General features: G+C 72.3%; 32 protein-coding genes, 1 tRNA gene and 1 riboswitch. Of the genes, 18 read left to right on the top strand and 15 right to left on the bottom strand.

Translation table 11 applies throughout. The features are described 5' to 3' along the window. Position 1 precedes the first annotated feature (1 nt). The 6 genes from Aau02nite_RS18705 to ssb form a co-directional block, all read right to left on the bottom strand. Positions 2-1,345 carry a dipeptidase gene (locus Aau02nite_RS18705; RefSeq protein ID WP_438841151.1) on the bottom strand — a complete coding sequence of 448 codons (1,344 nt, stop codon included), beginning with the start codon at positions 1,343-1,345 and terminating at the stop codon, positions 2-4. A gap of 145 nt (positions 1,346-1,490) precedes the next feature. Beyond that, positions 1,491-2,561, bottom strand: coding sequence for a M48 family metallopeptidase (locus tag Aau02nite_RS18700; RefSeq protein ID WP_212989761.1), 1,071 nt, complete (start codon positions 2,559-2,561; stop codon positions 1,491-1,493). A gap of 42 nt (positions 2,562-2,603) precedes the next feature. Further along, positions 2,604-3,212, bottom strand: a complete 609-nt coding sequence (locus tag Aau02nite_RS18695) for a uridine kinase family protein (RefSeq protein WP_212989759.1) — start codon at positions 3,210-3,212, stop codon at positions 2,604-2,606. 3 nt (positions 3,213-3,215) lie between these two features. Then, entirely contained in the window at positions 3,216-4,760 is a 1,545-nt protein-coding gene (locus tag Aau02nite_RS18690; protein ID WP_212989757.1) for a cobyric acid synthase, read from the bottom strand. Next, complete coding sequence (locus Aau02nite_RS18685) at positions 4,757-5,764, bottom strand: cobalamin biosynthesis protein (protein ID WP_438841150.1); 1,008 nt, start codon at positions 5,762-5,764, stop codon at positions 4,757-4,759. Before Aau02nite_RS18685 ends, Aau02nite_RS18690 begins: the two co-directional genes overlap by 4 nt. A 757-nt stretch (positions 5,765-6,521) precedes the next feature. After that, on the bottom strand, positions 6,522-7,406 hold the full coding sequence (gene ssb / locus Aau02nite_RS18680) for a single-stranded DNA-binding protein (protein ID WP_212989755.1): 885 nt from the start codon (positions 7,404-7,406) through the stop codon (positions 6,522-6,524). Between the two features lie 178 nt (positions 7,407-7,584). Here ssb and Aau02nite_RS18675 point away from each other — a divergent pair, with 178 nt between their 5' ends. Continuing rightward, positions 7,585-8,595: an alpha/beta hydrolase gene (locus tag Aau02nite_RS18675; RefSeq protein ID WP_212989753.1), complete on the top strand. Its 1,011-nt coding sequence runs from the start codon at positions 7,585-7,587 to the stop codon at positions 8,593-8,595. A gap of 69 nt (positions 8,596-8,664) precedes the next feature. Continuing rightward, positions 8,665-8,740 (top strand) — tRNA-Arg (locus tag Aau02nite_RS18670). Positions 8,741-8,841: 101 nt separating this feature from the next. Here the strand turns inward: Aau02nite_RS18670 and Aau02nite_RS18665 are convergent. After that, complete coding sequence (locus Aau02nite_RS18665) at positions 8,842-8,985, bottom strand: hypothetical protein (RefSeq protein WP_212989751.1); 144 nt, start codon at positions 8,983-8,985, stop codon at positions 8,842-8,844. Next, on the bottom strand, positions 8,972-9,226 hold the full coding sequence (locus Aau02nite_RS18660; protein WP_212989749.1) for a hypothetical protein: 255 nt from the start codon (positions 9,224-9,226) through the stop codon (positions 8,972-8,974). The genes Aau02nite_RS18665 and Aau02nite_RS18660 overlap by 14 nt, the downstream gene beginning before the upstream one ends. A gap of 162 nt (positions 9,227-9,388) precedes the next feature. Here Aau02nite_RS18660 and Aau02nite_RS46505 point away from each other — a divergent pair, with 162 nt between their 5' ends. The 5 genes from Aau02nite_RS46505 to Aau02nite_RS18640 are packed head-to-tail and all read left to right on the top strand — an operon-like array spanning position 9,389 to position 12,645. Then, positions 9,389-9,658 (top strand): MOSC N-terminal beta barrel domain-containing protein, encoded by a 270-nt coding sequence (locus Aau02nite_RS46505; protein WP_246595259.1) that lies wholly within the window; start codon positions 9,389-9,391, stop codon positions 9,656-9,658. Continuing rightward, positions 9,546-9,854, top strand: coding sequence for an MOSC domain-containing protein (locus tag Aau02nite_RS18655; RefSeq protein WP_246595264.1), 309 nt, complete (start codon positions 9,546-9,548; stop codon positions 9,852-9,854). The genes Aau02nite_RS46505 and Aau02nite_RS18655 overlap by 113 nt, the downstream gene beginning before the upstream one ends. Before the next feature lie 9 nt (positions 9,855-9,863). Beyond that, the gene (locus Aau02nite_RS18650; RefSeq protein WP_212989747.1) at positions 9,864-10,187 is read left to right on the top strand and encodes a PadR family transcriptional regulator; all 324 of its coding nucleotides are present in this window, start codon (positions 9,864-9,866) and stop codon (positions 10,185-10,187) included. Beyond that, positions 10,184-11,323, top strand: a complete 1,140-nt coding sequence (locus Aau02nite_RS18645) for a hypothetical protein (RefSeq protein ID WP_212989746.1) — start codon at positions 10,184-10,186, stop codon at positions 11,321-11,323. The genes Aau02nite_RS18650 and Aau02nite_RS18645 overlap by 4 nt, the downstream gene beginning before the upstream one ends. Beyond that, positions 11,320-12,645, top strand: coding sequence for a glycosyltransferase 87 family protein (locus Aau02nite_RS18640; RefSeq protein ID WP_212989744.1), 1,326 nt, complete (start codon positions 11,320-11,322; stop codon positions 12,643-12,645). The genes Aau02nite_RS18645 and Aau02nite_RS18640 overlap by 4 nt, the downstream gene beginning before the upstream one ends. Positions 12,646-12,664: 19 nt before the next feature. Here Aau02nite_RS18640 and Aau02nite_RS18635 read toward each other — a convergent pair whose 3' ends face one another. Continuing rightward, on the bottom strand, positions 12,665-12,901 hold the full coding sequence (locus tag Aau02nite_RS18635) for a hypothetical protein (protein ID WP_212989742.1): 237 nt from the start codon (positions 12,899-12,901) through the stop codon (positions 12,665-12,667). Positions 12,902-13,042: 141 nt separating this feature from the next. On the opposite strand from Aau02nite_RS18635, the gene Aau02nite_RS18630 reads away from it, so the two are divergent. Both Aau02nite_RS18630 and serA read left to right on the top strand, forming a co-directional pair. Beyond that, complete coding sequence (locus Aau02nite_RS18630; RefSeq protein ID WP_212989741.1) at positions 13,043-13,960, top strand: aminoglycoside phosphotransferase/kinase family protein; 918 nt, start codon at positions 13,043-13,045, stop codon at positions 13,958-13,960. A gap of 145 nt (positions 13,961-14,105) precedes the next feature. Then, entirely contained in the window at positions 14,106-15,332 is a 1,227-nt protein-coding gene (gene serA, locus Aau02nite_RS18625; protein WP_246595258.1) for a phosphoglycerate dehydrogenase, read from the top strand. A gap of 19 nt (positions 15,333-15,351) precedes the next feature. On the opposite strand, the gene Aau02nite_RS18620 is transcribed toward serA, so the two are convergent. Together Aau02nite_RS18620 and Aau02nite_RS18615 are read right to left on the bottom strand one after the other, a co-directional pair. Further along, positions 15,352-16,551: a hypothetical protein gene (locus tag Aau02nite_RS18620; protein WP_212989739.1), complete on the bottom strand. Its 1,200-nt coding sequence runs from the start codon at positions 16,549-16,551 to the stop codon at positions 15,352-15,354. A 283-nt stretch (positions 16,552-16,834) separates the two neighbouring features. Further along, complete coding sequence (locus tag Aau02nite_RS18615; protein ID WP_212989737.1) at positions 16,835-17,494, bottom strand: response regulator; 660 nt, start codon at positions 17,492-17,494, stop codon at positions 16,835-16,837. A 210-nt stretch (positions 17,495-17,704) separates the two neighbouring features. Here Aau02nite_RS18615 and Aau02nite_RS18610 point away from each other — a divergent pair, with 210 nt between their 5' ends. The 5 genes from Aau02nite_RS18610 to Aau02nite_RS18590 all read left to right on the top strand — a co-directional run bounded on the left by Aau02nite_RS18610 (position 17,705) and on the right by Aau02nite_RS18590 (position 21,971). Further along, positions 17,705-18,589, top strand: a complete 885-nt coding sequence (locus tag Aau02nite_RS18610) for an AfsR/SARP family transcriptional regulator (RefSeq protein WP_212989735.1) — start codon at positions 17,705-17,707, stop codon at positions 18,587-18,589. Positions 18,590-18,654: 65 nt separating this feature from the next. After that, positions 18,655-19,284 carry a class I SAM-dependent methyltransferase gene (locus Aau02nite_RS18605; protein WP_212989734.1) on the top strand — a complete coding sequence of 210 codons (630 nt, stop codon included), beginning with the start codon at positions 18,655-18,657 and terminating at the stop codon, positions 19,282-19,284. Between the two features lie 68 nt (positions 19,285-19,352). Continuing rightward, positions 19,353-19,838, top strand: a complete 486-nt coding sequence (locus tag Aau02nite_RS18600; RefSeq protein WP_246595257.1) for a MarR family winged helix-turn-helix transcriptional regulator — start codon at positions 19,353-19,355, stop codon at positions 19,836-19,838. Beyond that, on the top strand, positions 19,835-21,574 hold the full coding sequence (locus Aau02nite_RS18595) for an MDR family MFS transporter (protein WP_212989730.1): 1,740 nt from the start codon (positions 19,835-19,837) through the stop codon (positions 21,572-21,574). Before Aau02nite_RS18600 ends, Aau02nite_RS18595 begins: the two co-directional genes overlap by 4 nt. A gap of 94 nt (positions 21,575-21,668) precedes the next feature. Beyond that, positions 21,669-21,971, top strand: a complete 303-nt coding sequence (locus Aau02nite_RS18590) for an antibiotic biosynthesis monooxygenase family protein (protein WP_212989728.1) — start codon at positions 21,669-21,671, stop codon at positions 21,969-21,971. Positions 21,972-21,977: 6 nt separating this feature from the next. Here the strand turns inward: Aau02nite_RS18590 and Aau02nite_RS18585 are convergent, their stop codons facing one another. Both Aau02nite_RS18585 and Aau02nite_RS18580 read right to left on the bottom strand, forming a co-directional pair. Continuing rightward, on the bottom strand, positions 21,978-22,877 hold the full coding sequence (locus Aau02nite_RS18585; RefSeq protein ID WP_212989726.1) for a GAF and ANTAR domain-containing protein: 900 nt from the start codon (positions 22,875-22,877) through the stop codon (positions 21,978-21,980). A gap of 107 nt (positions 22,878-22,984) precedes the next feature. Beyond that, positions 22,985-23,191, bottom strand: coding sequence for a hypothetical protein (locus tag Aau02nite_RS18580; RefSeq protein WP_212989724.1), 207 nt, complete (start codon positions 23,189-23,191; stop codon positions 22,985-22,987). A 342-nt stretch (positions 23,192-23,533) separates the two neighbouring features. Between Aau02nite_RS18580 and Aau02nite_RS18575 the strand changes: the two genes are divergently transcribed. Next, the gene (locus tag Aau02nite_RS18575) at positions 23,534-23,731 is read left to right on the top strand and encodes a hypothetical protein (RefSeq protein ID WP_246595256.1); all 198 of its coding nucleotides are present in this window, start codon (positions 23,534-23,536) and stop codon (positions 23,729-23,731) included. A 44-nt stretch (positions 23,732-23,775) separates the two neighbouring features. Continuing rightward, entirely contained in the window at positions 23,776-23,958 is a 183-nt protein-coding gene (locus tag Aau02nite_RS18570) for a hypothetical protein (protein WP_212989720.1), read from the top strand. 68 nt (positions 23,959-24,026) lie between these two features. Here the strand turns inward: Aau02nite_RS18570 and Aau02nite_RS18565 are convergent, their stop codons facing one another. Continuing rightward, positions 24,027-24,596, bottom strand: coding sequence for a DUF1360 domain-containing protein (locus Aau02nite_RS18565; protein WP_438841149.1), 570 nt, complete (start codon positions 24,594-24,596; stop codon positions 24,027-24,029). A 16-nt stretch (positions 24,597-24,612) separates the two neighbouring features. Then, positions 24,613-24,870 (bottom strand): DUF6158 family protein, encoded by a 258-nt coding sequence (locus Aau02nite_RS18560; protein WP_212989718.1) that lies wholly within the window; start codon positions 24,868-24,870, stop codon positions 24,613-24,615. 88 nt (positions 24,871-24,958) lie between these two features. On the opposite strand from Aau02nite_RS18560, the gene Aau02nite_RS18555 reads away from it, so the two are divergent. Together Aau02nite_RS18555 and Aau02nite_RS18550 are read left to right on the top strand one after the other, a co-directional pair. Continuing rightward, complete coding sequence (locus Aau02nite_RS18555) at positions 24,959-25,405, top strand: hypothetical protein (protein WP_212989716.1); 447 nt, start codon at positions 24,959-24,961, stop codon at positions 25,403-25,405. A 44-nt stretch (positions 25,406-25,449) separates the two neighbouring features. Continuing rightward, on the top strand, positions 25,450-25,785 hold the full coding sequence (locus tag Aau02nite_RS18550; RefSeq protein ID WP_212989714.1) for a DUF3817 domain-containing protein: 336 nt from the start codon (positions 25,450-25,452) through the stop codon (positions 25,783-25,785). 201 nt (positions 25,786-25,986) lie between these two features. Beyond that, a riboswitch (cyclic di-AMP (ydaO/yuaA leader) is annotated at positions 25,987-26,121 on the top strand. Positions 26,122-26,133: the final 12 nt, after the last annotated feature.

Here is a 26,133-nt window from a genome sequence, read left to right as displayed (position 1 = left end):
GTCATCTGCCCAGCGCGGCCACGTTGCGCAGCAGCAGGGCCTCGGCCAGGCACACCCGGGCGAACTCGCCGAGGTGCAGGCTCTCGTTCGGCCCGTGGGCACCGGCGTACGGGTCCTCGACGCCGGTCACGAGGATCGCCGCCTCCGGGAACAACTCCTGGAAGGTGGCGATGAACGGGATCGAGCCGCCCACCCCCATGTCGACCGGCGCGACCCCGTCCCAGGCCTGCTGGAACGCCGCCCGGGCAGCGTCGTACGCCGGGCCGGTCGCATCGATGACGCACGGCTCGCCGCCGCTCTCCAGCGTCACCTCGACGTGGGCACCCCAGGGCACGAACTTCTCGACGTGGGCGCGGATCGCCGCGTACGCCGAATTCCAGTCATCGCCGGGGGCCAGCCGCACGCTCAGCTTGGCCTTGGCCCGGGGCACCAGGGCGTTGGGCGCCTCGCTGGTCTTCGGCGCGTCGATGCCGAGCACGGAGATGGACGGCTTGGTCCAGATCCGGTCGGTGAGCCGCCCCTGGCCGATCAGCTTGACGCCGTCGAGCACGCCGGCCTCGTGGCGGAAGCGATCCTCCGGGTAGTCGACGGTCGCGGCCTCCCGACGGGCCAGGCCGTCGACGAGGACCTCGCCGTTCTCGTCGTGCAGGGTGGCGATGAGCCGGGCCAGGACCGTGAGCGCGTCCGGCACCGCGCCGCCGAACATGCCGCTGTGCACGGCGTTACTGAGGGTGCTGACCTCGACGAAGCAGTTGACCAGGCCGCGCAGCGAGGTGGTCAGGGCCGGCACGCCGATGTCCCAGTTGCCGGAGTCGGCGATGACGATGACGTCGGAGCGCAGCGTCTCCTTGTGGGTCTCGAGCAGCTCGTCGAGCGAATCGGAGCCGAACTCCTCCTCGCCCTCGACGAACAGCACGACCCCGACCGGCAGCTCGTCGCCGAACGCCCGCAGCGCGGCGACGTGCGCCATCACGCCGGCCTTGTCGTCGGCAGCGCCACGACCGTAGAGCCGGCCGTCGCGCTCGACCGGCTCGAACGGGTCGCTGGTCCACAGCGCCGGGTCACCGGCCGGCTGCACGTCGTGGTGCGCGTAGAGCAGAACGGTCGGCGCCCCCTCGGGCGCAGCCTTGCGGCCGATGACAGCGGGCTGCCCCGCGCCGCGGACGATCTGCACCTCGAGGCCACAACCGCGCAGCAGCTCGGCGACGGCCTCGGCGGACCGCTCGACGTGCGAGTGGTCGAAGCCGTCGAACGCGATCCCCGGGATGCGGACCAGCCGCTCCAGGTCGGCACGGACACCGGGCAGCTCGCGCGTGATCGCGGCCCGCAGCTCGTCTTCGGTCAGGCTCATGCCATCGCCTCCGCCGGCGCTGCCGCGATGACGGCCGTCGGGCGCGGAGTCGATGATTCGGTCGCAAGCTCGCTCATGAACCGATCCTAAGCCGGGCGGCTCGGGTCGTGCGGGTCCGCTTCACCGGCCTGTGGACAACTCAGCCGGCCGGCGGCACCGGCGGCTCGTCGTCGGGACGGCGGCCCTTGCCGGCCCAGCCCCGGGCGCCGCGAGCGGCGGATCCGGCCAGGTCCGCGGCGCCGTCACCGAGCTTGCGGAGCAGCCCGACGAGCGGGTCCTGCGAGGTGTTGAAGGACTGCCGGTACGAGTCGGCGGCGGCCTTGACATCCTCGGTGACCGAGGCGTTGCCGTCGGAGTCGCGACGCGGGTAGTCCCCGCCGAGAATCCGGCCGTACTCGCCGGAGTCGACCCACTTGCGCAGCTCGGCGGCGCGCGCGACGGGCACCGGGTGGCTGCTCCAGGCGGTCATGCCCAGCTTGTGGATGCTGTCGCGCAGGTCTCCCCCGCCCTCGTACTCGGCGGCCTGCTCGAGGAAGGCCGCCGTGTCGATCTGCGAGAGGTCGCCACCGCCGGCGAGCTTCATCAGCAGCCGCAGCGACGCGGCCGGGTCCTGGCCGGCAAGCAGGCCCGCACGGTCGGCGGACAGCTCGGCCTTGCGCCACCACTCGTACATCGCCGCGATGATCGCGCGCAGGGCGATCGCACCGACCGGCAGCCAGCTCAGGCTCGCCGCCCACCGGGTGAGGATCATCATGATGGTCTTGTAGACGGCGTGGCCGCTGCGCACGTGCCCGATCTCGTGGCCCAGCAGCGCGCGCAATTCCTCGTCGTCGAGCTTCTCGACCGCGGCGGTGGTGATGACGATGAAGGGCTTGTCCATGCCGATCGCCTGGCCGTTGATCACCGGCGACTGGCTGACGTAGAGCTCGGGCAGCTCGGCCACGTCGAGCGTGGCGGCGGCCTCGGCGAAACGCTGGTAGACGCGCGGATACTGCCGGTGGTCGACCCGGATCGCGCCGGCCAGGAACGACAGCCGGAAGCCGCGCTCGTTCCACATGCCGAAGAAGGCCTTCACCACGTCGTCGAAGCCCCGCAGCTCGCGCAGCGCGGTGAGCGCGCCCCGGTCGGCGGGGTGCTCCCAGGCGCGCGAGCTGATGCCGGTCAGCGTGATCCGGCGCCGCGCCGGTCGGTTGTCGTCCTCGGTCGTCATCGTCCGTCCACCGTTCCCGCCGCTCACGCGGCTGATCGTGGTTCAGTCCGGCGGCGCCGGCCAGAGCCGTTCGTACCGATCGTCGAAACCCTCCGCGGCCCCGTCGACCAGGAGATCCACATGCGCCGCGGTGGCATCCGCGGCGAAGTGCCGGTCCTCGTTCACGCGCCAGCGCTCAAGGTACGCCCGGAAGGCAACATCGTCGGCACCGTCGCGTGCCAAAGCCCGCCGCCACCGTAGATCAGCCGGCGCGGTGACGAAGATCGAGAAGGAAAGCTCCGGCCGGATCTCCCGCCGGGCGGCGGTCACACCCTCCAGCAGTACGGCGTCAGCAGGCGCAACAGTGACCGGATGGCCACCGAACGCCTTGCGGTGCCAGAGGTACCGGCGGTACGTGGCGGGACGGCCGTGACGCAGCGGGCCGAGCACCTGCTCCTCCAGCCGCGCCCAGAAGCTGAACTGGTCGTCCCAGCCGTCGAGCAGGTCGTCGGTGTGCACCACGGGGATGTCCGCGGCCTTGGCCAGCCGCGCGGCGAACCAGCTCTTACCGGCTCCACTGGGCCCGTCGACGGCCACCAGCCGTACAGGTCCCAGGCGAGGAGCCCGCTCGAAGATCCGCTCCGCGAGCGCGGCGAAGGTCTCAGCCGTCATCCGTCACCGCCCCGGCTCCACGGGCGCACCCGGCGGGATGAAGGGGAGGCCAGGCGGCGGCCCGGACTCGATGAGCCGCCACAGGGCCTCGGTGTCCAGGTGCTCCTCGACGAGGTCGCCGAGGACGTCGAGCGCGCGTTCGCGTACCTCCGCGAAGCGGGTGTCCGGGGCGACCACGAAGCCGTGCCGGCCCGCCTGCCGTGCCGCCTCGGTCAGGAACCGGCGGCGGAACTCGTCCGACTCGAAGGCGCCGTGCCAGTGCGTCCCGCAGACCGCTCCTACCACTGCACCCTCGGGCGTGCCGTCCGCGTACGTCAACAGTGGGGCGGGATCGCCTCCGGACACGTACCCGTGATGGATCTCGTAGCCGCTCACCGCGACCTGCCCCCAGGCCGCACCGCGCGACCGGGCCAGGGTCTTGCGCTCGCCGAAGGTGATGTCCACGGGCAGCAGGCCGAGGCCGGGCACGGTGCCCCGGCGACTCTCGACGTCGTCGTGGATCGTGCGGGCGAGCATCTGGAAACCGCCGCAGATGCCGACGAGCGGCTTGCCGGCCGCGGCGTGCGCCCGGATCGCGTCGGCCAGGCCGGTCTCGCGCAGCCAGGCCAGGTCACTGACCGTGGCTTTGGAACCGGGCAGCACGACCAGGTCGGCGTCGGCGATCTCGGCCGGCTCGATCGTGAGGCGCACCTGCACGCCGGGCTCGGTGGCCAGCGCCTCGGCGTCGGTGGCGTTGGAGATCCGCGGCAGCCGGACCACGGCCACTCGCAGCCACTCGGTGCCGCGCGGGGCGGCGGGCCGGCCGAGCATCCGCCCGTACGCCAGGGAGTCCTCGGCGTCGAGCCACACGTCCAGGTTGAACGGCAGCACACCGTGCACCGGCCGCCCGGTGACAGAGGTGATCATGTCGAGCCCGGGCCGCAGCAGCCCGAGGTCGCCGCGGAACTTGTTGATGACGAAGCCGCTGACCAGTGCCTGGTCCTCGGGACTGAGCAGCGCCACCGTGCCGAACAGCGCGGCGAAGACGCCGCCCCGGTCGATGTCCCCCACGACGATCGTCGGCAGCCCGGCGTGCCGCGCCAGGCCCATGTTGACGAAGTCCCCGTCCCGGAGGTTGATCTCCGCCGGGCTGCCGGCGCCCTCGCAGATCACCGCGTCGTACTCGGCGCGCAGCTCGGCCAGGGTGGCGTGCGCGGCCTCGGCCAGCCGGGGCCGCAGCGACCGGTAGTTGCCCGCGGTCACGGTGTCGACGGCCTGCCCGCGCAGCACGACCTGGCTGGAGAAGTCGCTGCCCGGCTTGAGCAGCACGGGATTGAACCTGATGTCGGGGGCGATCCCGCACGCGGCGGCCTGCATGGCCTGAGCGCGGCCGATCTCGCCGCCCCGCCCGTCGGTGCCGACCACGACGACCGAGTTGTTGGACATGTTCTGGGCCTTGAACGGTGCCACCTTGACGCCCCGCCGGTGCAGCCACCGGCAGAGGCCGGCGGTGAGCACACTCTTACCGGCGTCGGAGGTGGTTCCGGCGACCAGCAGTCCCCCGCTCATCGCCCACCCGCCCGGCCGACGACAGCGGAACGGGCCAGGGCGACGCCCGCGGCGAGCACGGCGGCGCCCAGGCCGGCCGCGCCCGAAAGCCGGGCAGCACGACGCAGGTGAACGGCGGACGGGCGCGGTCCGTCGCCCAGCAGCGGCCTGGTCTCGGTACGCCCGAAGTAGACGTTGCGCCCGCCCAGCCGTACGCCCAGAGCCCCGGCCATGGCCGACTCGCACTGGCCGGCGTTGGGACTGGGGTGGTCGTTGCGATCCCGGCGCCACACCCGCAGCGCCTCGGCCGGCCGCCCCCTGACCAGCGGCGCCGCGACGATCGTGAGCATCCCGGTGAGCCGGGACGGCAGCAGATTGAGCACGTCGTCGAGCCGCGCGGACGGCGTCCCGAAGCGGGCATAACGCGGCGACCGGTGCCCGACCATGGCGTCGAGGGTGTTGGCGGCCCGATAGCCGAGCAGGCCGGGCAGCCCGAGCAACCCGCCCCAGAGCAGCGGTGCGACGACGGCATCCGAGGTGTTCTCAGCGACGGACTCGACGGTGGCACGGGCGAGCTCGGGCTCGTCGAGGGTTGAGGGGTCACGGCCGCAGAGGTGGTTGAGGCGTCCGCGAGCCGCGGCCAGGTCGGCGTTCTCCAGGTGGGTGGCCATGACGGCCGACTCGCGGCGCAACGTGCGGCCGCCGAGCACGGTCCAGGTCGCGGCGGCGACCAGCGCGGCGCGGGCGACGGGTTGGCGCCGGGTGAGGAAGGAGGCGGCAAGACCAGCGGCCACGGGTACGCCCACCGCGGCCGTGGTGAACGCGGCGCCGGCCCAGCGGTTGGGTGCGTAGAGCCGACGTTCCAGCGCGCCGGCTGCTTGGCCGAACCCCGCGACGGGATGCCGGCGCCGCGGATCGCCGAGCACGGCATCGAGCGCGAACCCCGCCAGCAGCCCGGCCGCATCGGCGGTGATGGCGTTGCGGGCGCTCGGTCGCGCGGTCAGTATCCGCCCAGCTCTTTCCACTCCGACCACCCTAGTGAGCCTTCCTTGCCGGTCCCGGCCCGCCCACCCGTCGGGCCGTCCTTACACCGAGCCGCGTCTCAGACCCGGCCGGGCTGACCGGGCCGAGCCGATGGCCGGCCACGGTTGTGGCGGCCGGTGGGGGCCGCCCGTCCTGCTCGGGCGCAGGTCCGCTTGGCCGAGCGGTTGCGCCTTTCTCTCAGGGGGGAGCGCCCCGGAGCAGGACGGGCGGCTGGGGGCAGGCGGGTGGGTGTCGACCACCGAACACCCACCCGCCGCCCGGTCGATCCGGACGCCTCACCGGCGCGCCGGATCGACCGGACTTCAGCGACGGAAACCTTCCGCCGCCACGTTCAGGGCCCGGCCGTCGCCCGCCCGCAGGGGACGGCGACCGGACCGCCGGCGGTCACCGGGACCGCGCGGCAGGGGGTTCGGCGGACGGATGCCGACCACCGAGCATCCGTCCGCCGGGCCGGTGGGCCTCGCATACACCCCCGGCGAGGCCCACCGGCCGGCCGGCCCTCGACCACCCGCACCGAAGCCCGGTGCGTACCGTCCGACCTGCCCTTGCGGTGGCGGCCGCGGAGGTCGGCGCCGGGACACAAGGCTGTCGGCCGGGTGGGCGGAAGGGAGGGGCCGGTCCGGTGCCGCCGTCGCGAACCCGCGGGGGAAGTCGGCTCGCAACGACGGCAGTTCAGGAGGCGATCACGCCGGCAGCAGGCCGAGGCAGGCAGGCCAGGCGGTCACGCAGTACAGGCGGTCAGGCGGGGACGGGCTGGCGCCTGACGCTGCGGCCCCGGCCAGTGCGGCGGGCCGAACTCTCGCCGTCCGCCTCGGGCTGATCCGCTCCGGCGCCGATCCCGGCGGATCCCCGATCCGCGGACCGGCTTGACCGGGAACCGGAGCGGACACTCGGCCCGGGACCCGGAACCGGGCCGGGAGCCGGCGCGGAGTCGGGGTCTGGGTCGTCCTCCGAGCCCGGCTCCGGAGCAGGCGCCGGATCCGGCTCCGAGTCGCCGGGCTTCGGAACCGGGATGGCGTCCGCAGCCGGCATGACCATCGCCGTGTCGAACGGCTCGATGCTGCCACCACGCAGCGCCGCCAGCGGATCGAAGCCACCCGGCGTCATGCCAGGCACCTCCTCGAACGTCGGCTCGTCGCCGTCCAGCACGCCGTCGCCGTACACCGTGGGTGCCTCGTCCTCCGCGACCGGCACGGCCGTCTCCCCGCGGATCTGGCCGTCGGCCTCGGCCGTCTCGGTCGCGCTCGTCGCCGTCGTCGGCTTGTTGCGGAAGAACCGGCCCCGGCCGCGGGCCAGGTCGTGACCGACGGACACCGCCTCCATCTCGTACGTCGTGCGCAGGTTGCCTTCCGAGTCGGTCCAGTCGCGGGTGTAGAGGCGTCCCGCCACCACGACCGGATCGCCGACCGTGACGGAAGCCGCCACTCCCTCGGCGAGCCGGCGCCAGCAGTTCACGCGTACCCGGAACTGGTTGCCGTCCACCCAGCGGCCGGTCTCCTTGTCCATCCGGCGGGCGGTCGACGCCACCCGGAAGTTGGCGACCAGGGCGTTGGTGCTGGCGGTGCGGCGCCATTCCGGCGCGGTCAGGACGTTCCCGACCACCACGATGTTGGTGTCGAACACTGCGTCTCCTTCTCGAGGGGTACGGCGGGCGATCTGGGAAGCAGCGTGCTCCGACCGCCCTGGTGTCCGCTTCGGAAGCGGCGCGAGCCTGTGGACGACGGGGGAATGTGGATGGGCACGGAGATTCCGGCTGATCTGGTATGGCGCGAAGGTCTCTACGCGTGGGTAACCTGGCGGCGTGGAGACCGACGTCCTGGGCCTGCCGTACGAGCGGCTCACCATCGACCTGGGCACCGATGACGAGGGCCCGGTCGTCGCGACCCTGGTCCGCCGGCGCGGGGGGAAGCCGTCACGGCGCGCGGTGCTGTACGTGCACGGCTTCGTCGACTACTTCTTCCAGACCCACCTCGCCGACTTCTTCGTCGAACGCGGCTGGGACTTCTACGCGCTGGACCTGCGCAAGTACGGCCGCAGCCTGCTGCCGCACCAGACGCCGAACTTCGCGCGCAGCCTCACCGAGTACTACCCGGAGCTGGACGAGGCGGCCCGGATCATCCGCGAGGACGACGGCCACGACCAGCTGCTGGTCGCCGGCCACTCCACCGGCGGCCTGATCACGTCGCTGTGGTCGCACTCCCGCCACGACCGCGGCATCGTTGACGGCCTCTTCCTGAACAGCCCGTTCTTCGACTTCAACGTGCCCTGGCTGCTGCGCCGGCCGTTCGCGCACATGATCGGCCGTACGAGCAGCCGCAACCCGTACCGGGTACTGCCGATGAGCACAGCCGGCCTGTACGGGCAGAGCCTGCACAGTGACCACCGTGGCGAGTGGACGTACGACCTCTCCTGGAAACCGGTGAACGGCTTCCCCGTCCGTACCGGATGGCTCGAAGCGATCCGCCGCGGCCAGGCCCGCCTGCGCGCCGGGCTGGCCATCGACGCCCCGGTCCTGGTCGCCTGCTCGACCCGGACCTTCCGCGGCAGAAGCTGGCACGAGGACGTCCGGCTGAGCGACTCGGTCCTGGACGTGGAACACATCGTGCGCTGGGCGCCGCGGCTCGGGCCGCGCGTGACGATCGCGCGCTTCGACGGCGGCATGCACGACCTGACGCTGTCCGGCAAGGACGTACGCACCGAGCTCTTCCAGGAACTGGCCAGATGGGTCGACGCGTTCGTCCCACCGAAGGGCACGCCGGAGATCGAGGTGCCGCCGGCTCCGGAGGACAAAGCGGACGCCACGACCGCTTGACATCCCGCTCGACCGGGCGGCGACGAAACTCTAGTATGTGCTGGCCAGCACACTCCGTGGGCCGGCCAGGCGCTCGTAGCTCAGCGGATAGAGCAACGGACTTCTAATCCGTCGGTCGCAGGTTCGAATCCTGCCGGGCGCGCCAGCTCACCGTCCTGATCGTCAACCACGAGCTCCCCTTTGCGGGGCTCTGTGCGAAATCACCGGCACAACCCGCCGCAGCCGCCCCGGTGCGGTGGGCAACGGCTACTGACCCATCGTCAGATCGACGATGACGCCCTGGTCCGCGCACGCCGACTGCAGCCCGGTCATGTGCTCGGTCATCGTCTTGTCGCCATCCTCGCCGTCCACCGACTTCTCGTCGTCCCGGATCGCCTCACAGGCCGCCACCCCGGGATCCGTCCGGATGACCCTGTCGTAGATGAACCACCCGCCCGTGCCGGCCACGACCAGGGGTGACGGCCAGCGCCAGCCACGGCAGCAGGCTGCGACGCGGCGGCTGCGGCTGGCTGGAGTCGTACTGCGGCCCGTAGCCGGTGAACGCCGCCGGCGGGCCCGGCGGCACGACCGGGATCTGCGGGTACTGCGGCGGCTGGTGCGGGTCGTACGGCGGCTGGGGCGGATACGCCATGAGAACTCCCGAGCGACGGCAGAGTGGGCGGGAAGCGACCGCCCGAACACTGTGGATGCCCGCAGCCACCAGACACAGCGTCCACGCCCGGATCTCGGATGATCGGCCGCCAGGTCGGTCCGACCGGATGCAATCCAGGAGCGGACACGAAAGAGTCAGCTGATGAAGGTCCTGGAGATCCGCCGGTATCCCATCAAGTCCCTGCTGGGTGAGCGGCCGCCGGTCGCTGAGGTCGACCAGCGCGGGCTCGCCGGCGACCGGCTCTGGGCGGTACGCGACCCCGACGGCAAGCACCGCCGCCCTGCGCCGGCTGCGGGACCTGACCGGGGAGGCGGTCGATCCGCTGCGGTTCCGGGCGAACCTGCTCATCGACGTGCCCGGCGACGGCTTCCCGGAGGAGGAGTGGCTGGGGCGGGATCTCCGCATCGGTGACCGGGTCGTGCTGCGGCCCCGGCGGCGGCTGACCCGGTGCGCGATGATCGACCTCGCCCAGGAGGGCGTCCCGGAGCACGGCGGGCTGCTGCGGACGGTGGCGGAGCACCACGACATGACCTTCGGCGTTTGGGCGACCGTCGAGCGCGCAGGCCGGATCGAGCTGCTGAGTGACATGGTTGCCGACCCTATGTAGAGTACCTACATGCCTCCCCGGATGACCACGTCGGTGCTCAAGGTGGTGGCGGCGCTGCTCGCCGATCCCGCCGCCGAGCGCTACGGCCTGCAGCTCATGCAGGCCACCGGCCTGCCCAGCGGCACCCTCTACCCGATCCTGGTCCGCCTCGAGCGGGCCGGCTGGGTGGAGTCGCGCTGGGAGCAGACCGATCCGGCCGCCGAGGGCCGCCCCACCCGGCGCTACTACCGGCTCACCACGGACGGCGCCGTCGAGGCCCGGCGTGAGGTCGCGGCCATGCAGCAGCAGATGGCCCGGGTGGCCCTGCCCGGCACGAAGGCGCAGCCGGCATGAGGGCGGCCGACCACCTGGCGCGCCGCCTGGTCGACTCCGCCGCCCGGCGCTGGCCGGCCGACCTGCGTGACGAGCTGGCGCGGGAATGGCACGGCGAGCTGGACGCCATGGGACCGAGCTGGCGCGGACTGGCTTTCGCCGGCAGCCTGGCCGTCTCCCCCGCCGTCGAGGAGGCGGACGAGGAGCCGGTGACCTGGGCGCAGCGCGGTGCCGGCTGGGCCCGCACGCTGTCGGTGCCGGCCGCGCTGACCCTGCTGGCGGCGGCTCTGTTCAACGCCGCCCACCTGGCGCAAGGGCGTTTCGGCGCGATCGCCGGGGCCTTGGCGCTGGTCACCGCGGCGGCCGTGATGGTGACGGTCAGTGGCCGCACGACCGTACGCCGGGTGGTGCTGCTGGGTGCGGCCGGTTACGCCTTCCTGCTGGCCGGTAACCAGGTGGCGGTCATGCCGTTCATGGGCTGGATCGACATCGGTCCCGCGGTGCTGGTGTGGACGATCCTGACCGCTGCGACCGTACGGGTGAGCACCAGCTTGCGGGCCACGGGCCGCACCGTGCTCGCCGCAGGGGCGGCCGTCGCCGGTGCCGTGCTCGCTCTCGACCTCGCCGCAGCCGCCGGTTCCCTGCACGCGGCCGCGGTCCTCGGGGTCAACGCCGCCTCGGCGCCGTTGTGGTTCCCGCTCGCACTCCTTCCCGGCGGGATCGCCGACTTCGGCGCGTACTTCGCGGACGGCACCGCCGCGTTCGGCAGCCTGCAACAGGCCGGCCCCGCCTTCCATGCTTCAGATGTCCTGCTGGGCAACGCCTCCGCGATGATCGGCCCGCTCACCCTGTGTTCGGTCGCGGTCGTCGCCGGCCTGCTGCGCCGGGGTTCGCCCCACCGGCCGGCAGCGGTGCCGTCCCAGGACGCCGCCGGCAAGGTCGCGCTCGGCGTGGTGGCCGGCCTGGGCGGGCTGGCCGTCGGTGAGGTGCTGCGCCGCTCGGGCGGCGCGGCCGAGCTGACCCTGCACCGGCTGGTGGACAACTCGGCGGTCTTCGGCTTCGGCTTCCTCGCCCACCCGGCGGGCCGGGTGGCCGTCGCATTGCTGATCGGCCTGCTGGTGGCCCACCTCGGCGCCCCGGCCCGCCGCACCTCATGAGCCAGGCAGCGGTGCTGGCGAGCCTGGCGGCCGAGCCCGGCCGCCCCCGGCACGGTCTCGACCTGGTGCGCGAGGCGGGCGTTTCGAGCGGGTCGCTCTACCCCGTTCTGGTACGCCTGCAGCGCGCCGGCCTGGTCGAGGCGCACTGGACGGCGGGCCGCCGCGCGTACCGTCTCACCGGCCCGGCTCCGGCCGTCACCGGGCAGCGCAGCTCGCGCACCGCCCTGCTCTGGCTGCCCGCCGCGCTGGCGGCGCTGATCACCGCCTGGGCTGTGCTCGCCCGCCCGGCCCACGTCCGCCTCTCCGACTTGGGCGTCTACACCGGCGCGGTGGAGGGCCTCACGCACGGCGCGAGCCTGTACGACTTCATCAGCGCCGGCAACGCCCCCTTCACCTATCCCCCGTTCGCGGGCCTGGTGTTCCTGCCCCTCGCCGACGTCCCCACCCTGCCGTTGCAGCTGGCGTGGACCCTGGCCACGATCGTCACCGTCGCCGGGCTGGCGCTGCTGCTGGGCCGGCGGGCTCCCGCGTACGCCCTGATCCTGGTGTTGTCGGCCCCGGTCTCTTCTGATCTGAAGTACGGCCAGGTCAGTCTCTTCCTCGCCGCCCTGATCGCGGTCGACCTGCTGACGCTGCGGCACAGCCGGTGGCAGGGGCTGCTGATCGGGCTGGCCGCCGCGATCAAGCTGACCCCGTTGATCTTCATCCCGCTGCTCTGGTTCGCCGGTCGCCGGCGCGCTGCCGTGCTGGCGTCGGCGACCTTCGCAGCGTGCGGCGTGCTGGCCGCGGTCGCGCTGCCCGGCGATTCGTGGCGGTTCTGGACCACCGAGATCTCGCACGTGAGCCGCCTGGGCTACATCACCTCGGTCGGCAACCAGTCGCTGAACGGGGCCCTGCTGCGCGTCGAGCTCTCCGCACCGGTGCGCTCGGCCGTCGTGCTGGTGGCCGGTGGCGTGATCGCCGCGTTGGCGTTGCACCGGGCCACCCGCCGGGCCCGTGACGGTGACTGGTTCTCTGCGCTGGTGCTGACCGGGGCGGCGAGTGTGGTGCTCTCCCCGGTCTCCTGGACCCATCATCAGATCTGGCTGGTCCTCGCCGTGCTCCTGCCCGTACGCGGTCCGGCCTGGGCCCGGCGCGCCTGGCCGGCCCTGGTGCTCGTGGTAATGCTGCTGCCGGTCCCGGCGCTCGGCCCACCACTGTGGAGCAACTCGCGGCTGCTGCTGGCGATCACGATCGCGGCGCTGCTGCCACTGTCCCGCTCGGCGCTGCCCACCCGCAGGTGTGCTCCCGGTCGTGAACCGGCCAAACAGCAGATACCGTAACGCTCGGCCAGCCGGGGCGTCACTGCGTGCAGTCGAGGTCGGGCTCGAAGGCGTACGTCCGGCCACGCGCCAGGCGAGCGGCCCGCCGATCGATCAGCCCGTGAGCGCGGCGGCGGGCGGCCAGCTGACGGGCCGCCGTACGCTCCGACCGCCGGTGCAGAGCCACCTCCGACCGCTCCCGCAGCCGCTGCCGCCATTGCTCGGCCTCGTCCTCGGTCATCCGCGCCGCGCTGGAAGCGGCGGTCGGTGCGCTCATGTCCTGTCCCCTCGCCGGGCCTGACGGCCATCGTGCCGGGGCGGTGTGACATTTCCGCGGGTGCGGGGGCGAGTTGTGCGATCAAGTACGCCGGGACCGGCCCGCGCGCGGCGACGATCCACCGCGAAGGAGGTCGATGGGATGATCCAGACGTACGGAGTGCGGATCGGCTGGGCGGATCTGCCCGAGCGGATCCGGGAGAAGGTCGAGGCGGCGATCGGCGGGCCGGTCGTGCACGCCGCCTCGCAGTCGGGCGGGTTCTCGCCCGGGACGGCCGACAGAGTGATCACCGCGGACGGCCGGCGGGCCTTCGTCAAGGCCGTCAGCACCGGCCTGAACACCCGGTCGGTCGAGCTGGCCCGCGCCGAGGCGCACGTCACCGCACGGATGCCCGCGGAGGCGCCCGTGCCACAGCTGCTCGCGGCTCTCGACGACGGCGAGTGGGTGGTGCTGATCCACGAGGACGTCGAGGGCCGGCATCCGCGTACCCCGTGGGTCGAGGACGAGATCCGGGCCGCCGTGCACGCGTTGCGGGAGCTCGCCGCGGCCGTCACGCCGTCGCCGGTGACCGGCGTTCCGACCGCCGGGCAGCACCTGGCGCAGTGCTTCGGCGGCTGGGCCCGGATCGCCGCCGATCCGCTGCCCGATCTCGACCCGTGGGTGGCCGCCCACCTCGACGACCTGCGAGCGGCGGCGGACCGGGGCCTGGCCGCGGTCGCGACCGGGGACACTCTCGCGCACTGCGACATCCGGGCCGACAATCTTCTGGTACGCCCGGACGGCTCGGTCGTCGTCGTGGACTGGCCGTACGGGTGCGTCGGACCGGCCTGGCTGGACACCGTCCTGCTGGCGATGAACGTGCTGGTGCACGGCGGCCCGGGTGACCGGCTGCTGGCCGGGATCGACCCGCGGACGGCGACCGCCGTCATCGCGGGCTTCACCGGCGACTTCCTGGAACGCTCCCGGCACCCCTCGCCGGGCATCCCGCACGTCCGGGAGTTCCAGCGCGCCCACGCCGACGCGGTGCTGCCCTGGCTGCGGCGGCGCATCGCCGGCTGAGCCCGCGGTGACGGGTGACCGCCAGATGGGAGCTGCGGCACACCGGCCCGGGGCGGGCAATCCGGGGCATTAGGCTGGTACGCCTGACCTGGGCTTCGGCGTGGCGGCCCGGACGGTCCCCCTTCCACGTGCACCAGAATCCGACATGGAACGGAAAGTGATGATCGACCAACCCAAGGTGCGAGTCCTGCTGCTCGAGAGCATCCACCCGGACGCGGTGTCCCGGCTCGAGGCAGAGGGTTACCAGGTCGAGTCCGTCGCGGGCGCCCTCGACGAGGTCGAGCTGGCCGAGCGCATCCCGGGGGTGGCCCTGCTCGGCATCCGGTCCAAGACCCGGGTGACGGCGAAGGTGCTGGAGGCCGCCGACAGCCTGGTCGCGATCGGCGCGTTCTGTATCGGCACCGACCAGATCGACCTGGCCGGCGCGTCCCAGGCCGGCATCGCCGTGTTCAACGCGCCGTTCTCCAACACCCGCTCCGTGGTCGAGCTGGCCCTGGCCGAGATCATCGCGATGACCCGCCGGCTCACCGAGAAGAACAACCTCATGCACCAGGGCGTGTGGGACAAGGCCGCCGCCGGCAGCCACGAGGTCCGCGGCCGCCGCCTCGGCATCATCGGGTACGGCAACATCGGCACCCAGCTCTCCGTGCTCGCGGAGAATCTCGGCATGCACGTGTCCTTCTACGACACCGCCGACAAGCTCGCCCTCGGCAACGCCCAGCGCTGCGCCAGCCTCGACGAGCTGCTGGAGAGCTCGGACGTGGTGACGCTGCACGTCGACGGGCGTCCGGGCAACGCCGGGTTCTTCGGCGCCGAGCAGTTCGGCCGGATGCGGCCCGGGGCGATCTTCCTCAACCTCTCGCGCGGCATCGTGGTCGACCACGTGGCCCTGCGCGACGCCCTGACCAGCGGGCACCTCGCCGGCGCGGCCGTCGACGTCTTCCCCAAGGAGCCGAAGGGCCGCGGTGACGAGTTCGTCTCGGAGCTGCGCGGCCTGCCGAACGTCATCCTCACCCCGCACATCGGCGGGTCCACCGAGGAGGCCCAGTCCGACATCGGTGACTTCGTGGCCAACAAGCTCGTGCACTTCGTGCAGGAGGGCAACACCACGCTGAGCGTGAACCTGCCCAGTGTCGCCCTGCCGGCCGGCACGGACATGAGCCGCGTCATCCACGTGCACCTGAACATGCCGGGCGTGCTGGCCCAGGTGAACAGCATCCTGGCCGAGCACCACGTGAACGTCGAGGGCCAGCTGCTGAGCACCCGCGGCGAGTACGGCTACCTGATCACCGACATCAGCGGCAACTACAGCGCCGACGTGCTGGACCAGCTGCGCGGCATGAGCCAGACCGTGCGGCTCCGGGTTCTCTGAGCCGCACGCCCGGGGCGCGCTACTTCACCGTTTCGACGGAGAGCAGCGTGACCCGGGCCTGCGCGGTCACGTCGTAGCGGTTGTTGGTGGTCCAGCCCTTCGGCGTCAGGGTCGATCCCGGCTTGACGTCGCGCAGCGTACGGGTGCCCGCCGCGACCGTCTTCGCCCCGCCCTGCATCTGCACCCGGACCGGGTTGCCCGCCGGGGAGGTCAGCGACAGCTCGTCGACCGCGCCGGTGACCTTCAGCTCGACCGTGCCGGCCGGCCGGGGCAGGGCGATCTCGGTGACCCGGGAGCCGGCGACCAGGTCGATGCCGCCGACCTCGCCCCCGGTGAAGTCGATGCGCTGCTCGTCGGTGGCGCCGGCGAAGCGCAGGTTCCACGTCACCTTCGAGGTGAGCACCACCTCGACGGCTCCGGTGGTGCCGTCGCCGTCCGGGACCAGGCTCAGCTGCACGCGGTCCTGCGCCAGCACGGGCTTCGGGATGAGGCCGGCGTCCTCGGCGGTGGAGATCCGGTAGAGGTCGTCGCCGAGGTCCTCGCTGCGCACGCTGACCTTGGTGACGGCCGTGGACAGCTCGAACGACGCCGCTGTGCGGCCGTCGAGGGGGGCCGTCGCGGTCAGGTCGCCGGAGTTGCCGGCGCCGAGCTCGAGCACCGACGTGAGGCCCTTGTCGGCGCCGGAGAAGTAGCTGACGCCCGCGACGGTGGCGCCGAGCAGCACGGCGAGGCCCAGCACGAGACCGGCGACCAGCACGCCGCGGCCGCGCGGCGCCGGCTCGGCGAGCAGTTGCTGCTCGGCGGCCGAGTGCGGGTGGCGGGCGGCCCGGTGCGGGCGGATCTCGCGGCCGGGACCGCCGATGAAGTCACCGATGCCCTCGTCCTGCTGCACCGGCGGCGCGGTGCGCGCCGGCCGGGCCGGCACCGGCGGCTGCTCGCCGGTCATCGACCGGACGGGGTACGGCGGCGGGCCCGCGGGCGGCGGCAGGAAGGGCGCGCCGGAGACGGGCGCGGGATGGCTGCGCGGGCTGCCGATGGTGGCGTGGCTGCCGGTGTGGTTGCCGCTGATCGGACCGGCGGTGAAACCGAAGGAGGCGCGGCCGGGACCCGCGGGCGGGGCCGGGCCGTACTCGGGCTCCGGCGGGTCCGCGACGGGGTCCGGGGCTGAGGAAGCGGTACGGGGTGACCCGAAGGCACTCCAGCTCGGGGAGTCGGCCATGTCTTCCTCATCAGCATCGTCACGGAACGAGTTCACAGCGGGGGGTCGCCGGTAGGGTGCCGGATCGCCCTCGGTCCGGCGGTAGAGCGATTCGTTGTCACGGTTGGCCCAGTCGGCACCCGAGGTCGACGCGAGTTCCGCCAACGCGACGGACACATCGGACGAATCGGCGATCGAACGTTCCACGCGATGTCCTCCAACTCGCGCCGGCGCCGACAGTCTTCGACAGCGCTCCGGCGAGAAGTACGGATCCCGCGGCTTAACGGATGAGTACGAGCGTGAATTACTCTCCGTTATGGCGGTCGGGGCTCAGCAGCCCGCGCCGGGTGGCCACCGCAACGGCCTCCAGCTGGCTGTGGGCACCGAGCTTGCCCAGCACGGCCTTCACATAGCCGCGGCACGTGTGCACGCTGATGCCGAGCCGCCGGGCGATGGCCCGCGGGTCCAGCCCGGAGCCCATCAGCACCAGCACCTCGTGCTCGCGCGCGGTCAGTCCACCGGCGCGCGGCCCGACCACCGGGGTGGTGCTGCGCAGCAGCCGCGCCAGGATGTCGGTCGACACGGTCATGCCGCCGCCGTGCGCGGTGTGCACGGCGTTGAGCACGTCGCCCAGCGGCCCGTTCTTCGACAGGAAGCCCGAGGCACCGGCCGCGGTCGCCCGCCCCACCAGGGCGGACTCGTTGTTCGCCGTCAGGACGACAAAACGGGTGTCGGGCTGGCGATGCCGCAGCAGCTCGGCGATCGCTATCCCGTCCGCGTCCGGAAGGTCCGGATCCATCAGCACCACATTCGGCCGCAACTCCTGCACGAGCCGGATAGCCTGCTCGCCGGTCCGCGCATGCCCGACGTAGCGCAGGTCCGGTTGCCCGGCCAACGCCACACCGAGCAACTCGGCGAACGTCTGATGCCCGTCCACCACGAGCACCGTGATCGCCTCGCCCATTCATGCCTCCTGATCCGCCAGCGCTGGAAGTCTATGTGTCCCGCGCCGGAAGCCAAGGCGTACCAACAGTCGGACAGCACCTGCGAGCCACGTCGATCGCTCGGTACGCGCGCCGACGGGATGAGTCCGAGCGGCCGCCATAACTCGTATCTTCGGTGGAGCCCACCCCTCGCTTTCGGGGTGCCAAACGACGCGGCGGACGCTTGTCGCGTGACCGTCGCCCGTACAGGGTCTTACGCCATGTACGACATCCAGCTCTTCGGCCGACTCGAGGTCCGCACCCGGGGCGTACGCCTGACCGGTCGCGACTTCGGCGGCGTCAAGCCCCGCCACATCCTCGCACTGCTCGCCCTGCGTGGCGACCTGCACAAGGCTGAGCTGGCCGAACTGCTCTGGGGCGGGCGGCCGCCGGCCAACCATCAGGCCACGGTGGAGAGTTATGTGTCCCTTTTGCGCCATCGCCTCGACCCGGACGGGCAGACGCGTGACTCCGTGATCACCACGCGCAACGGGGGCTATGCCCTCGTGGCCGATCAGGTCCGCGTCGACGTCGCCCGCTTCGACGAGCTGGTCGCCGCGGCCTCGGGCCGTACGGCCGGCCGGGCCCTGCGCCCGCTGACCGCCGCGGCCCACGTGGCCGCCCGCCCGCTGCTGGAGGACGTCGAGCAGCACGACTGGGCGAACCAGGCCCGCGAGCGGTACCGGGCCCGGCTGGTGGCGACGCTGCTGGACGCCGGTGGCCACGCACTCACGGCCGGCGACCCGCGGGAGGCACTCGCCCTGGCCGACCGGGCGGTGGGGCTGGATCCGGTGGCCGAGCGCGGCTGGGCGATCGCGATGGCCGCGCACCGGCTGACCGGGGACCGGGTGGCGGCGCTGCGGGCGTACGACCGGTGCCGGCGGGAGCTGGCCGAGGGGCTGGGCGTGGAGCCGTCGAGCCGGACGCGGGCGCTGTTCCTGGAGTTGCTGCGCGAGGACGGCACGGGTACTCCGCTGGAGCTGGCGGTCACCGCGGTTCTGGCCGCTGCCGGCGAGGAGCACCGGCCGGAGTCGGTGAGCGGGCTGCTGCGCCGGGCCGCGGAACTGGCCGCCTGACCGGCGATCTGTGACGCAGGTCAAATAACCTGCACCTGAGGCGGTAAGGGCGAAGAATCCCCGCCGTGGAGACGACGCTGCTGCCCGTACCCCTGGCTCCGGAGATCTCGCTGCACCTGGCCGACGGCCGGGTGGGGTTGTTCGACGGGACCGGCGGCGCGTTCAGCAGTGACGTGCCGCCGCCGTTCTGGTTGTTCGTCTGGGCCGGTGGCCAGGCCCTGGCCCGGCACGTCCTGGACCATCCCGAGCTCGTGCGGGGCCGCACAGTGCTCGACGTGGCGTCGGGATCGGGCGTGGCGGCGATCGCCGCGGCCAAGGCGGGCGCCTCGGAAGTGACGGCGCTGGACGTCGATCCGCTGGCGGTGGCCGCGGCCGCCCGCAATGCGTCCGCCAACGGCGTCACGGTCGGCACCCGGGCGCTGGACATAGCCGACTCGGACGTGGCCGCCGATGTGATCCTGGCCGGTGACGTCTTCTATACCCGTACGGTCGCCGACCGGATGGCCGAGCGGTTGCGCCGCGCGGGCCGCCGGGGCACGCGCGTCCTGGTCGGCGACCCCGGCCGCGGGTATTTCCCGGAGCGGCTCTTCACCCGCGTGGCCGAGTACGTCGTGCCGGTGCCCGCCGCCCTGGAGGAGAGCGAGTCGCTGCTCACCGGCATCTGGGAGATGCGCACCACAATCGCCACCCCGTGACGCAAGCGGAAATGCCTTCACCAACCAACAAGTTGTACGCTGCACGCATCTTGATGGGAGGTGCAGCCGTGACCGACGGTGAAGCCGAGAAGGCCGGTGGACAGCTGGCCGAGCAACTTGTGCGATTCGCCCGGCTCGGTCCGCGCGCCAAGGGCATGCTCCACGTGGGGGACTTCGGTGCCGAGTTCTCCGCGTTGATGCTGCTGTTCCCGCTCCGGCACCTGGGCCCGATGCGCGTCACCGACCTCGCCGAGGTCAAGGGCGCGGACCCGTCCACGGTCAGCCGGCAGGCGGCGCAGCTGGTCAAGGCCGGCCTCGCCCGCCGGGAGGCCGACCCGGCCGACGGCCGCGCGTCCCGCCTCGCCATCACGCAGGAGGGCCTGGCGGCCTGCCTGCAACTGCACCAGGCACGCAACGCCCTGATCAGCAAGGCCCTCAGCGGCTGGCCGGTCGAGCGGGTGCGTACGTTCGCCGACCTGTTCGAAGAATTCAACAGCTCCGTCGAGGCGCTCGTGCGCTGCGACCCAGCCGTACCAGCACGGGAGAACGCGTGAGTAACTCCAGCACCACCGCCCCCGCGGGGACGGGTCCCGCGGCGGGCGTTCCGGGCGCCGGGCAACCGTCGGCGGAATTCACCCACCGGCAGATCCTGACCATCCTGGCCGGCCTGATGATGGGCATGTTCCTGGCCGCCCTGGATCAGACGATCATGGCCACCGCGACCCGGACCATCGCCGACGACCTGCGCGGCTTCGACCTGCAGGCGTGGGCCACCACGGCCTTCCTGATCACCTCGACGATCTCGACGCCGCTGTACGGCAAGCTCTCCGACATCTACGGCCGGCGCGGCTTCTTCCTGTTCGCAATCGCCGTCTTCGTGATCGGCTCGGTGCTCTGCGGCATGTCGCAGAGCATGTACGAGCTGGCCGCGTTCCGGGCGATCCAGGGCATCGGCGCCGGCGGCCTGATGTCGATGGCGCTGGCGATCATCGGCGACATCGTGCCGCCCCGCGAGCGCGCCAAGTACCAGGGCTTCTTCCTCGCCGTGTTCGGCACCGCCAGCGTCATCGGGCCGCTGCTCGGCGGCTTCTTCGCCGGCCAGGACACGATCCTGGGCATCACCGGCTGGCGCTGGATCTTCTACCTGAACGTGCCGATCGGCATCGCCGCCATGCTGGTCGTGGCGCGCGTGCTGCACCTGCCGCACACCCGTACCGACCACCGGATCGACTGGCCCGGCGCGGTCGCGCTGATCGTCGGCCTGGTGCCCCTGCTGACCGTGGCGGAGCAGGGCCGCACCTGGGGCTGGGACTCGCCCCGCGCGCTGGGCTGCTACGCGATCGGCCTCATCGGCATCGTCGGCTTCATCCTGGCCGAGCGGGCCTACAAGGACGAGGCGCTGCTGCCGCTGCGGCTGTTCCGCAACCGCACCGTGGCGGTCGGCTCCATCTCCAGCACGATCATCGGTATGGCCATGTTCGGCGGCCTGCTGACCGTGCCGCTGTACCTGCAGATCGTCAAGGGCTCCTCGGCGACCCAGGCCGGCCTGCAGATGATCCCGTTCGTAATCGGCATCATGGCCGGCTCGATCACCGCCGGCCAGCTGATCGCCCGCACCGGCCGCTACCGGATCTTCCCGATCATCGGCAGCACGCTGATGCTCCTCGCGCTCGGGCTGTTCTCGCTCATCGGCGCCGACACTCCGCTCTGGAAGACCATGCTGATCATGGTGGTCATGGGCCTGGGCCTGGGCGGCAACATGCAGCCGATGATCACCGCCGTGCAGAACGCGGTCTCCCCACGGGAGATCGGCGTGGCCACCAGCTCGGTGACCTTCTTCCGGTCGATGGGCGGCACGCTGGGCACGGCGATCTTCCTGTCGGTGCTGTTCAACGTCGTCGGTGGCAAGATCGACTCGGCGTACCGGTCGGCTCAGGGCACGCCGGAGTTCCAGCAGGCGGTCGCGGCCGACCCGAGCCAGTTGCAGACGCTGCAGCAGGCCCAGAGCGGCGACGCGCTGAACGACACGTCGTTCCTCGGCCGGCTCTCCGACGTGGTGTCACACCCGTTCAAGGTCGGCTTCTCGGACGGTATCCACCTGGTCTTCCTGCTCGCGGCGGCGGTCATGATCCTGGGACTGATCGTGGTCCTGTTCCTGCCGGAGATCCCGCTGTCGCAGCGCTCGGCGCAGCAGCAGCGCGCCGACGACGCGCTGGCCGCCCAGCACAGCAACGGCGTGCCCGGCGAGGTCGGGGCTGGCCCCGAGGTGGAGACCAAGAGCTCCCGCTGACCCGCGGAAGACACTGGAGGCCCAGTAGCGAATTTGCATGGGTTTCCGCCGCGGGTCAGCTCAGAGCGCAGCCCGCGCTCGTACCCTTCTCGGTATGGCAGTCGTGAAGATCAACGCGATCGAGGTCCCCGAGGGTGCCGGCCCCGAGCTGGAGCAGCGCTTCGCCGCCCGGCAGGGCGCGGTGGAGAACGCCAAGGGCTTCCTGGGCTTCGAGTTGCTCCGCCCGGTCGGCGGCGAGACCCGCTACTTCGTCTACACCCGCTGGGAGACCGAGGAGGACTTCCAGGCCTGGTCGGCCGGCTCGGGCCGGGCGGCCCACGCGGGTGAGCGCAGCCGCCCGGTGGCGTCGGGCGCGAGTCTGCTGGAGTTCGAGGTCGTCCAGCGCGTCGAGAAGTAGGTCCGCTCAGGCTTCGGCGTTGCGGGCGGCCGCCGCGATGAGCCGTTCCGCGACGGCCCGGCGGTCCAGGCCGAGGCGCTGGGCGGTCTCGCGCAGCACGGTGTAGGCCTCCTGCACGCCGCAGCCGCGCTGGGCGATGATCACTCCGGCCGCCCGGTCGACCGTCGCGCCCTCGCGCAGGCCCTCACGCCGGCCCAGCTCCCCCAGCAGGAGCTCGGCCTGATTGACGATCGCCATCGCGGTCAGCAGCACCTCGGGGTCGACGCCGCCCGGCGTGGCGACGTACAGGCTCAGCGCACCCACCGAGGAGCGCTGCACGTCCATCGGGATCGCCACGACGCTGTGCACCCCTTCGGCCCGCGCGCACTCGGCCAGCCGCGGCCAGCGCGGGTCGGACTGCAGGTCGGAAGCGGTCACGAGGGCCCGGGTGCGGGCGGCTTCCAGCCCCGGACCGTCACCACCGGCGTACTCCAGGTCGTCCAGGGCCTTGGCCGCGGTGCCGGAGGCCGCGACGACCGGCGGGCCGCCCTCGCCGATCAGCGCCACCGAGCAGCGCAGGGTGCCGGGGATGGCACCGGCCGCGAAGGCGGCCAGCCGGTCCAGCGCCTGCGGCACGTCGTCGGCGCCGAGCAGCCGCGCAGTGAGCTCGTGCAACAGCCCGGCCAGCTCCACCGGGTGCGGCCCGGCCAGTGGCCCGGGGGCAGCGGAGCCCGGCGTGCCAGCGCGCGGCAGCAGGTCGAGCCGGACTTCGGGGACGGCGACGGCGTTGGCGCGCAACGGGGACTGGTCTCCCCCGGCGGCCGTGAGCACAGCAGGGGTGGCGTCCGGCGCCGCCAAGATGGTCTTCACGGCCGCGGGCGTGCGCCGGCGGCCGGTGCCGCGGACCTGATCGGGGCTCGCGGCCATGCCGGAACCGGGCACTCGACGCGAGACGTTGCGCCCGAAGCTTCGTTGCGGGGCTGCCATCCGGCCGACATTGCCATGCGGCTCGCTGAACACGAAAGTCATGTCCACTACCGGGTGCCGTCTCCCGGCGTGATCGTCTGTTCCGACGATCGATGCTCCAGGAACGAGCTCGGCGCGGCCTCCAGGTCGGCCTCGCGCTCGTCCGACTCGGCGAGAATGGCCTCGGCCTGCGCCCGAGGGTCACTGCTGCCACCCGCGCTGCGTTCCTCGGGCAGCAGGTCGGCCGCCCGCTGGTCTGTCCGGTCGTCAGTCATGGCGGCTGGATACCCCGGCCACGGCGAACCGAACCTGCATCATGATCGATGTCCCGGGACTCCGGCCGCGCGCGAAATCAAGGCTCCGGCCGCACGCAAAAGCGCCGCCCCCGGCGGACCGGGAGCGGCGCAATTGCAGATGTCGGTGTGCAGGTCGCCTCTCGGCGAAAGGCTCAACGCGGCTCCAGCCGAACGGTGTTCCGCGAAGGCAAAGGGTGAGGCCCGGGGACACTGATCACACCGACATCTGATCCAACCGTCGGCCGGGCCCGCCGATTCCGGTAGCGGTTGTGACTCAGGCCACACCGTTTGACGACCCCGCCCCCGGGTAGACGAACCGTCGTGAGTGACTTCCAGGTGCTGGACGACTACCTCGACGAGGCCTACAGCGGGCAGGAACGGCTCAGCAGCGCCGATCTGCAGCGCGGTGCCATCGCCGCCGATCTGCCCGCCACCGCACTGACCCGCATCGACGCGCTGCCCGAGGGCGAGTACGCCCAGGACGAGGCGGCCGAGGCCTTGCGGACACTGGACACCTGACCCCGTCGATGCCCGACGACCTCGATGCCCGACCAAGGAGCGAGATGACTCAGCAGAACGAACGCCTGCCGGCCTTCGGTGACGAGGAGCCCGTACCGGACGGCGACAGCGACTTCGCCGGGGAGCACTCCGACACCGCGGTGGACCGGGAGGTCATCGAGGGCGAGAAGGGCGAGGAAGAGAGCTCGCGCGGCTGGTCCGGCCTGGACCGTGAGGGCCCGCCCTGACCTGTCCCCCGGAACCGAACAACAGGAAAGCCCCCGGCCGAGCGGCCGGGGGCTTCTCCGTGTGCGGGTCAGGCCGCCTGGGCCAGCGCCGGGCGATCCTCGTCGTCGCTCTGGTGCTCGCCCTCCGCGGCCTCCTTGGCCAGGGTGTACGCCATCTGCAGGAAGTCGGACGCGGCCGTCGCGGTGAAGACGGTGGCCGCCAACCGGGTCAGCCGGGGCGCGAAGACCAGGCCACTGGTCAGACCAGTGGCCACCCACACCGCCAGGCAGAACGGGCAGCTGAGCAGTTCGCCGACGGAGTGTCGCAGGGTGCTGCCCTGGTCGCGTACCTCTTCGTTGATCTCACCGCTGCCGGCCGGCGCCGCATAGCGGGTGAACGGCGCGCGCAGCGGGCTGGTGATCGCGTCCTTGGCGATCAGCCGGCTCAGCTTGTGCGTCGCGATGGAGATCAGCACGATGTCGGCCGTGGCCGGACGATCCGGTACGGGCTTCGCGGTCAGCTTCGCCGCGGCGGCCAGGCTGCCGGCGAGCAGTCCGAACGCCCCCATCGTGGCCACGTAGCCGTCCAGTGGCCGGTGTTCGTGGGGTGCGTAGTCCCGCCGCAGCCGGTTCAGCCGGCCGCGTACCGAGGAGATCATGGAATCCGGGTTCCTCTCAGAAGTCCTGGGTGAGCCGGCCGGGGTCGATCTCACGGCCGGGGTACCGGGACAGGTAGGCGCTCTCCAGTTCCTCGGTCCGCCGCAGATGGTTGGCCAGGGCGGCGTCCGGGCCGTGCCGCAAGGTCTGCAGCCGGGTGCGGTGCAGGCTGGCCAGCTCACGGAACAGATCGTCGTCGGCCAGCCCCGCGGGGTCGATGCCGTTCTCGGAGACGACGGTCTCGTCGCCGGCGGAGTCGAGCCGGGCGTCGGTCATGACGGCGCTCCCTTCCTCGGTCGCTCAGTACTTGCTGCAACGGTTGCCCGTGCGTCCCGCCGCCAAACCCGCCGGTAGGCTGAGGGACATGAAAGGGCTGTGGACCCCCGCGTGGATCGCGCGCCACATCCTGGCGCTCGTGCTCGTCGCCGGGTTCCTGGCCCTGGGCTGGTGGCAGTTCAGCCGGGCCACCGGGGGTAATTCGCTCAGCTGGGGCTACACCTTCGAATGGCCGGTGTTCGCCGCCTTCGTGGTGTTCATCTGGTATCGCGAGGTCCAGCAGGAGCGCCGGGCGGCCCGCGCCGCCGAGGAGGACGCACCGGCGGAGCCGCAGTCCGAGCCGGAGCAGCCGTCCGTGCCCCGCCAGGATGCCCCGGTGACCGTGCGCCGGCCGGTCCGCGTGCCGGTGGCGCCGGTGGCGCCCGCCGAGGACGATCCCGAGCTGGCCGCCTACAACGACTATCTGAGCTGGCTGGCCGCCCACCCCGGTGCCCGGCCGGGCGACTATCCCGGCCGGCGCACCAGCGCGGGCTGAGCGCAGACCGCCCCGTTCCAGCGATTTCAAGAAGGACGTGCACCGTGCAGGGAGCCCTCACCCGCTACCGGATCATCGCCTGGATCGTCGGCGTGGTCCTCATCGCGCTCGTGGTGGTCGGCATGCCGCTGAAGTACCTGGGTGACAACGACACCGTGGTGGCCGCCATCGGCCCGTTCCACGGCTTCCTGTACATGGTCTACCTGGTGGCCGCCTTCGACCTGAGCCGCCGGGCGCACTGGCCGCTGGGCCGGATGCTGCTGGTGATGCTGGCCGGCACGGTCCCGTTCCTCTCCTTCTGGGCCGAGCGGGTCGTCTCGCACAAGTGGGTGCCGGCGGCGCACACTTCCCCGCCGGCCATGGCAGAGGAGAAAAGGTAACGCTGCGGAACGGTTTTGTTGCCCGCCGTTATCGGGATCATTCTCTTATTTGTGATCATTGGCGCAAGTCACTCTTCGGGCTCTTGTGTTAATGCCGCGCGCCGATAAGTTAATGCGGTTGGTCCGGTCCGCAGCCACACCCTCGGTGGCGCCGGCCAACGCCGCCGAATCCTCGCCGGCGGAAACGGGCGACCCGATCCCCCACGGTCACCGCCTCCGCCACGACGAACCGGGGAACCAACCGAAGCAGCACCGGGGTGAATCCGCGCGAGCGGTAGGGGCCTTCTTCCCGCCCCGAACCCGTCAGCTAACCCGGTAGGCGGCCCGAGCGGAAGAAAGGCCACAAAC

Origin of the sequence: Actinoplanes auranticolor (genome assembly GCF_018332655.1) — a bacterium.
Classification (GTDB): domain Bacteria; phylum Actinomycetota; class Actinomycetes; order Mycobacteriales; family Micromonosporaceae; genus Actinoplanes; species Actinoplanes auranticolor.
Note: the sequence above shows the minus strand (reverse complement) of the source record. Positions and strands in the feature narration are given on the sequence as shown.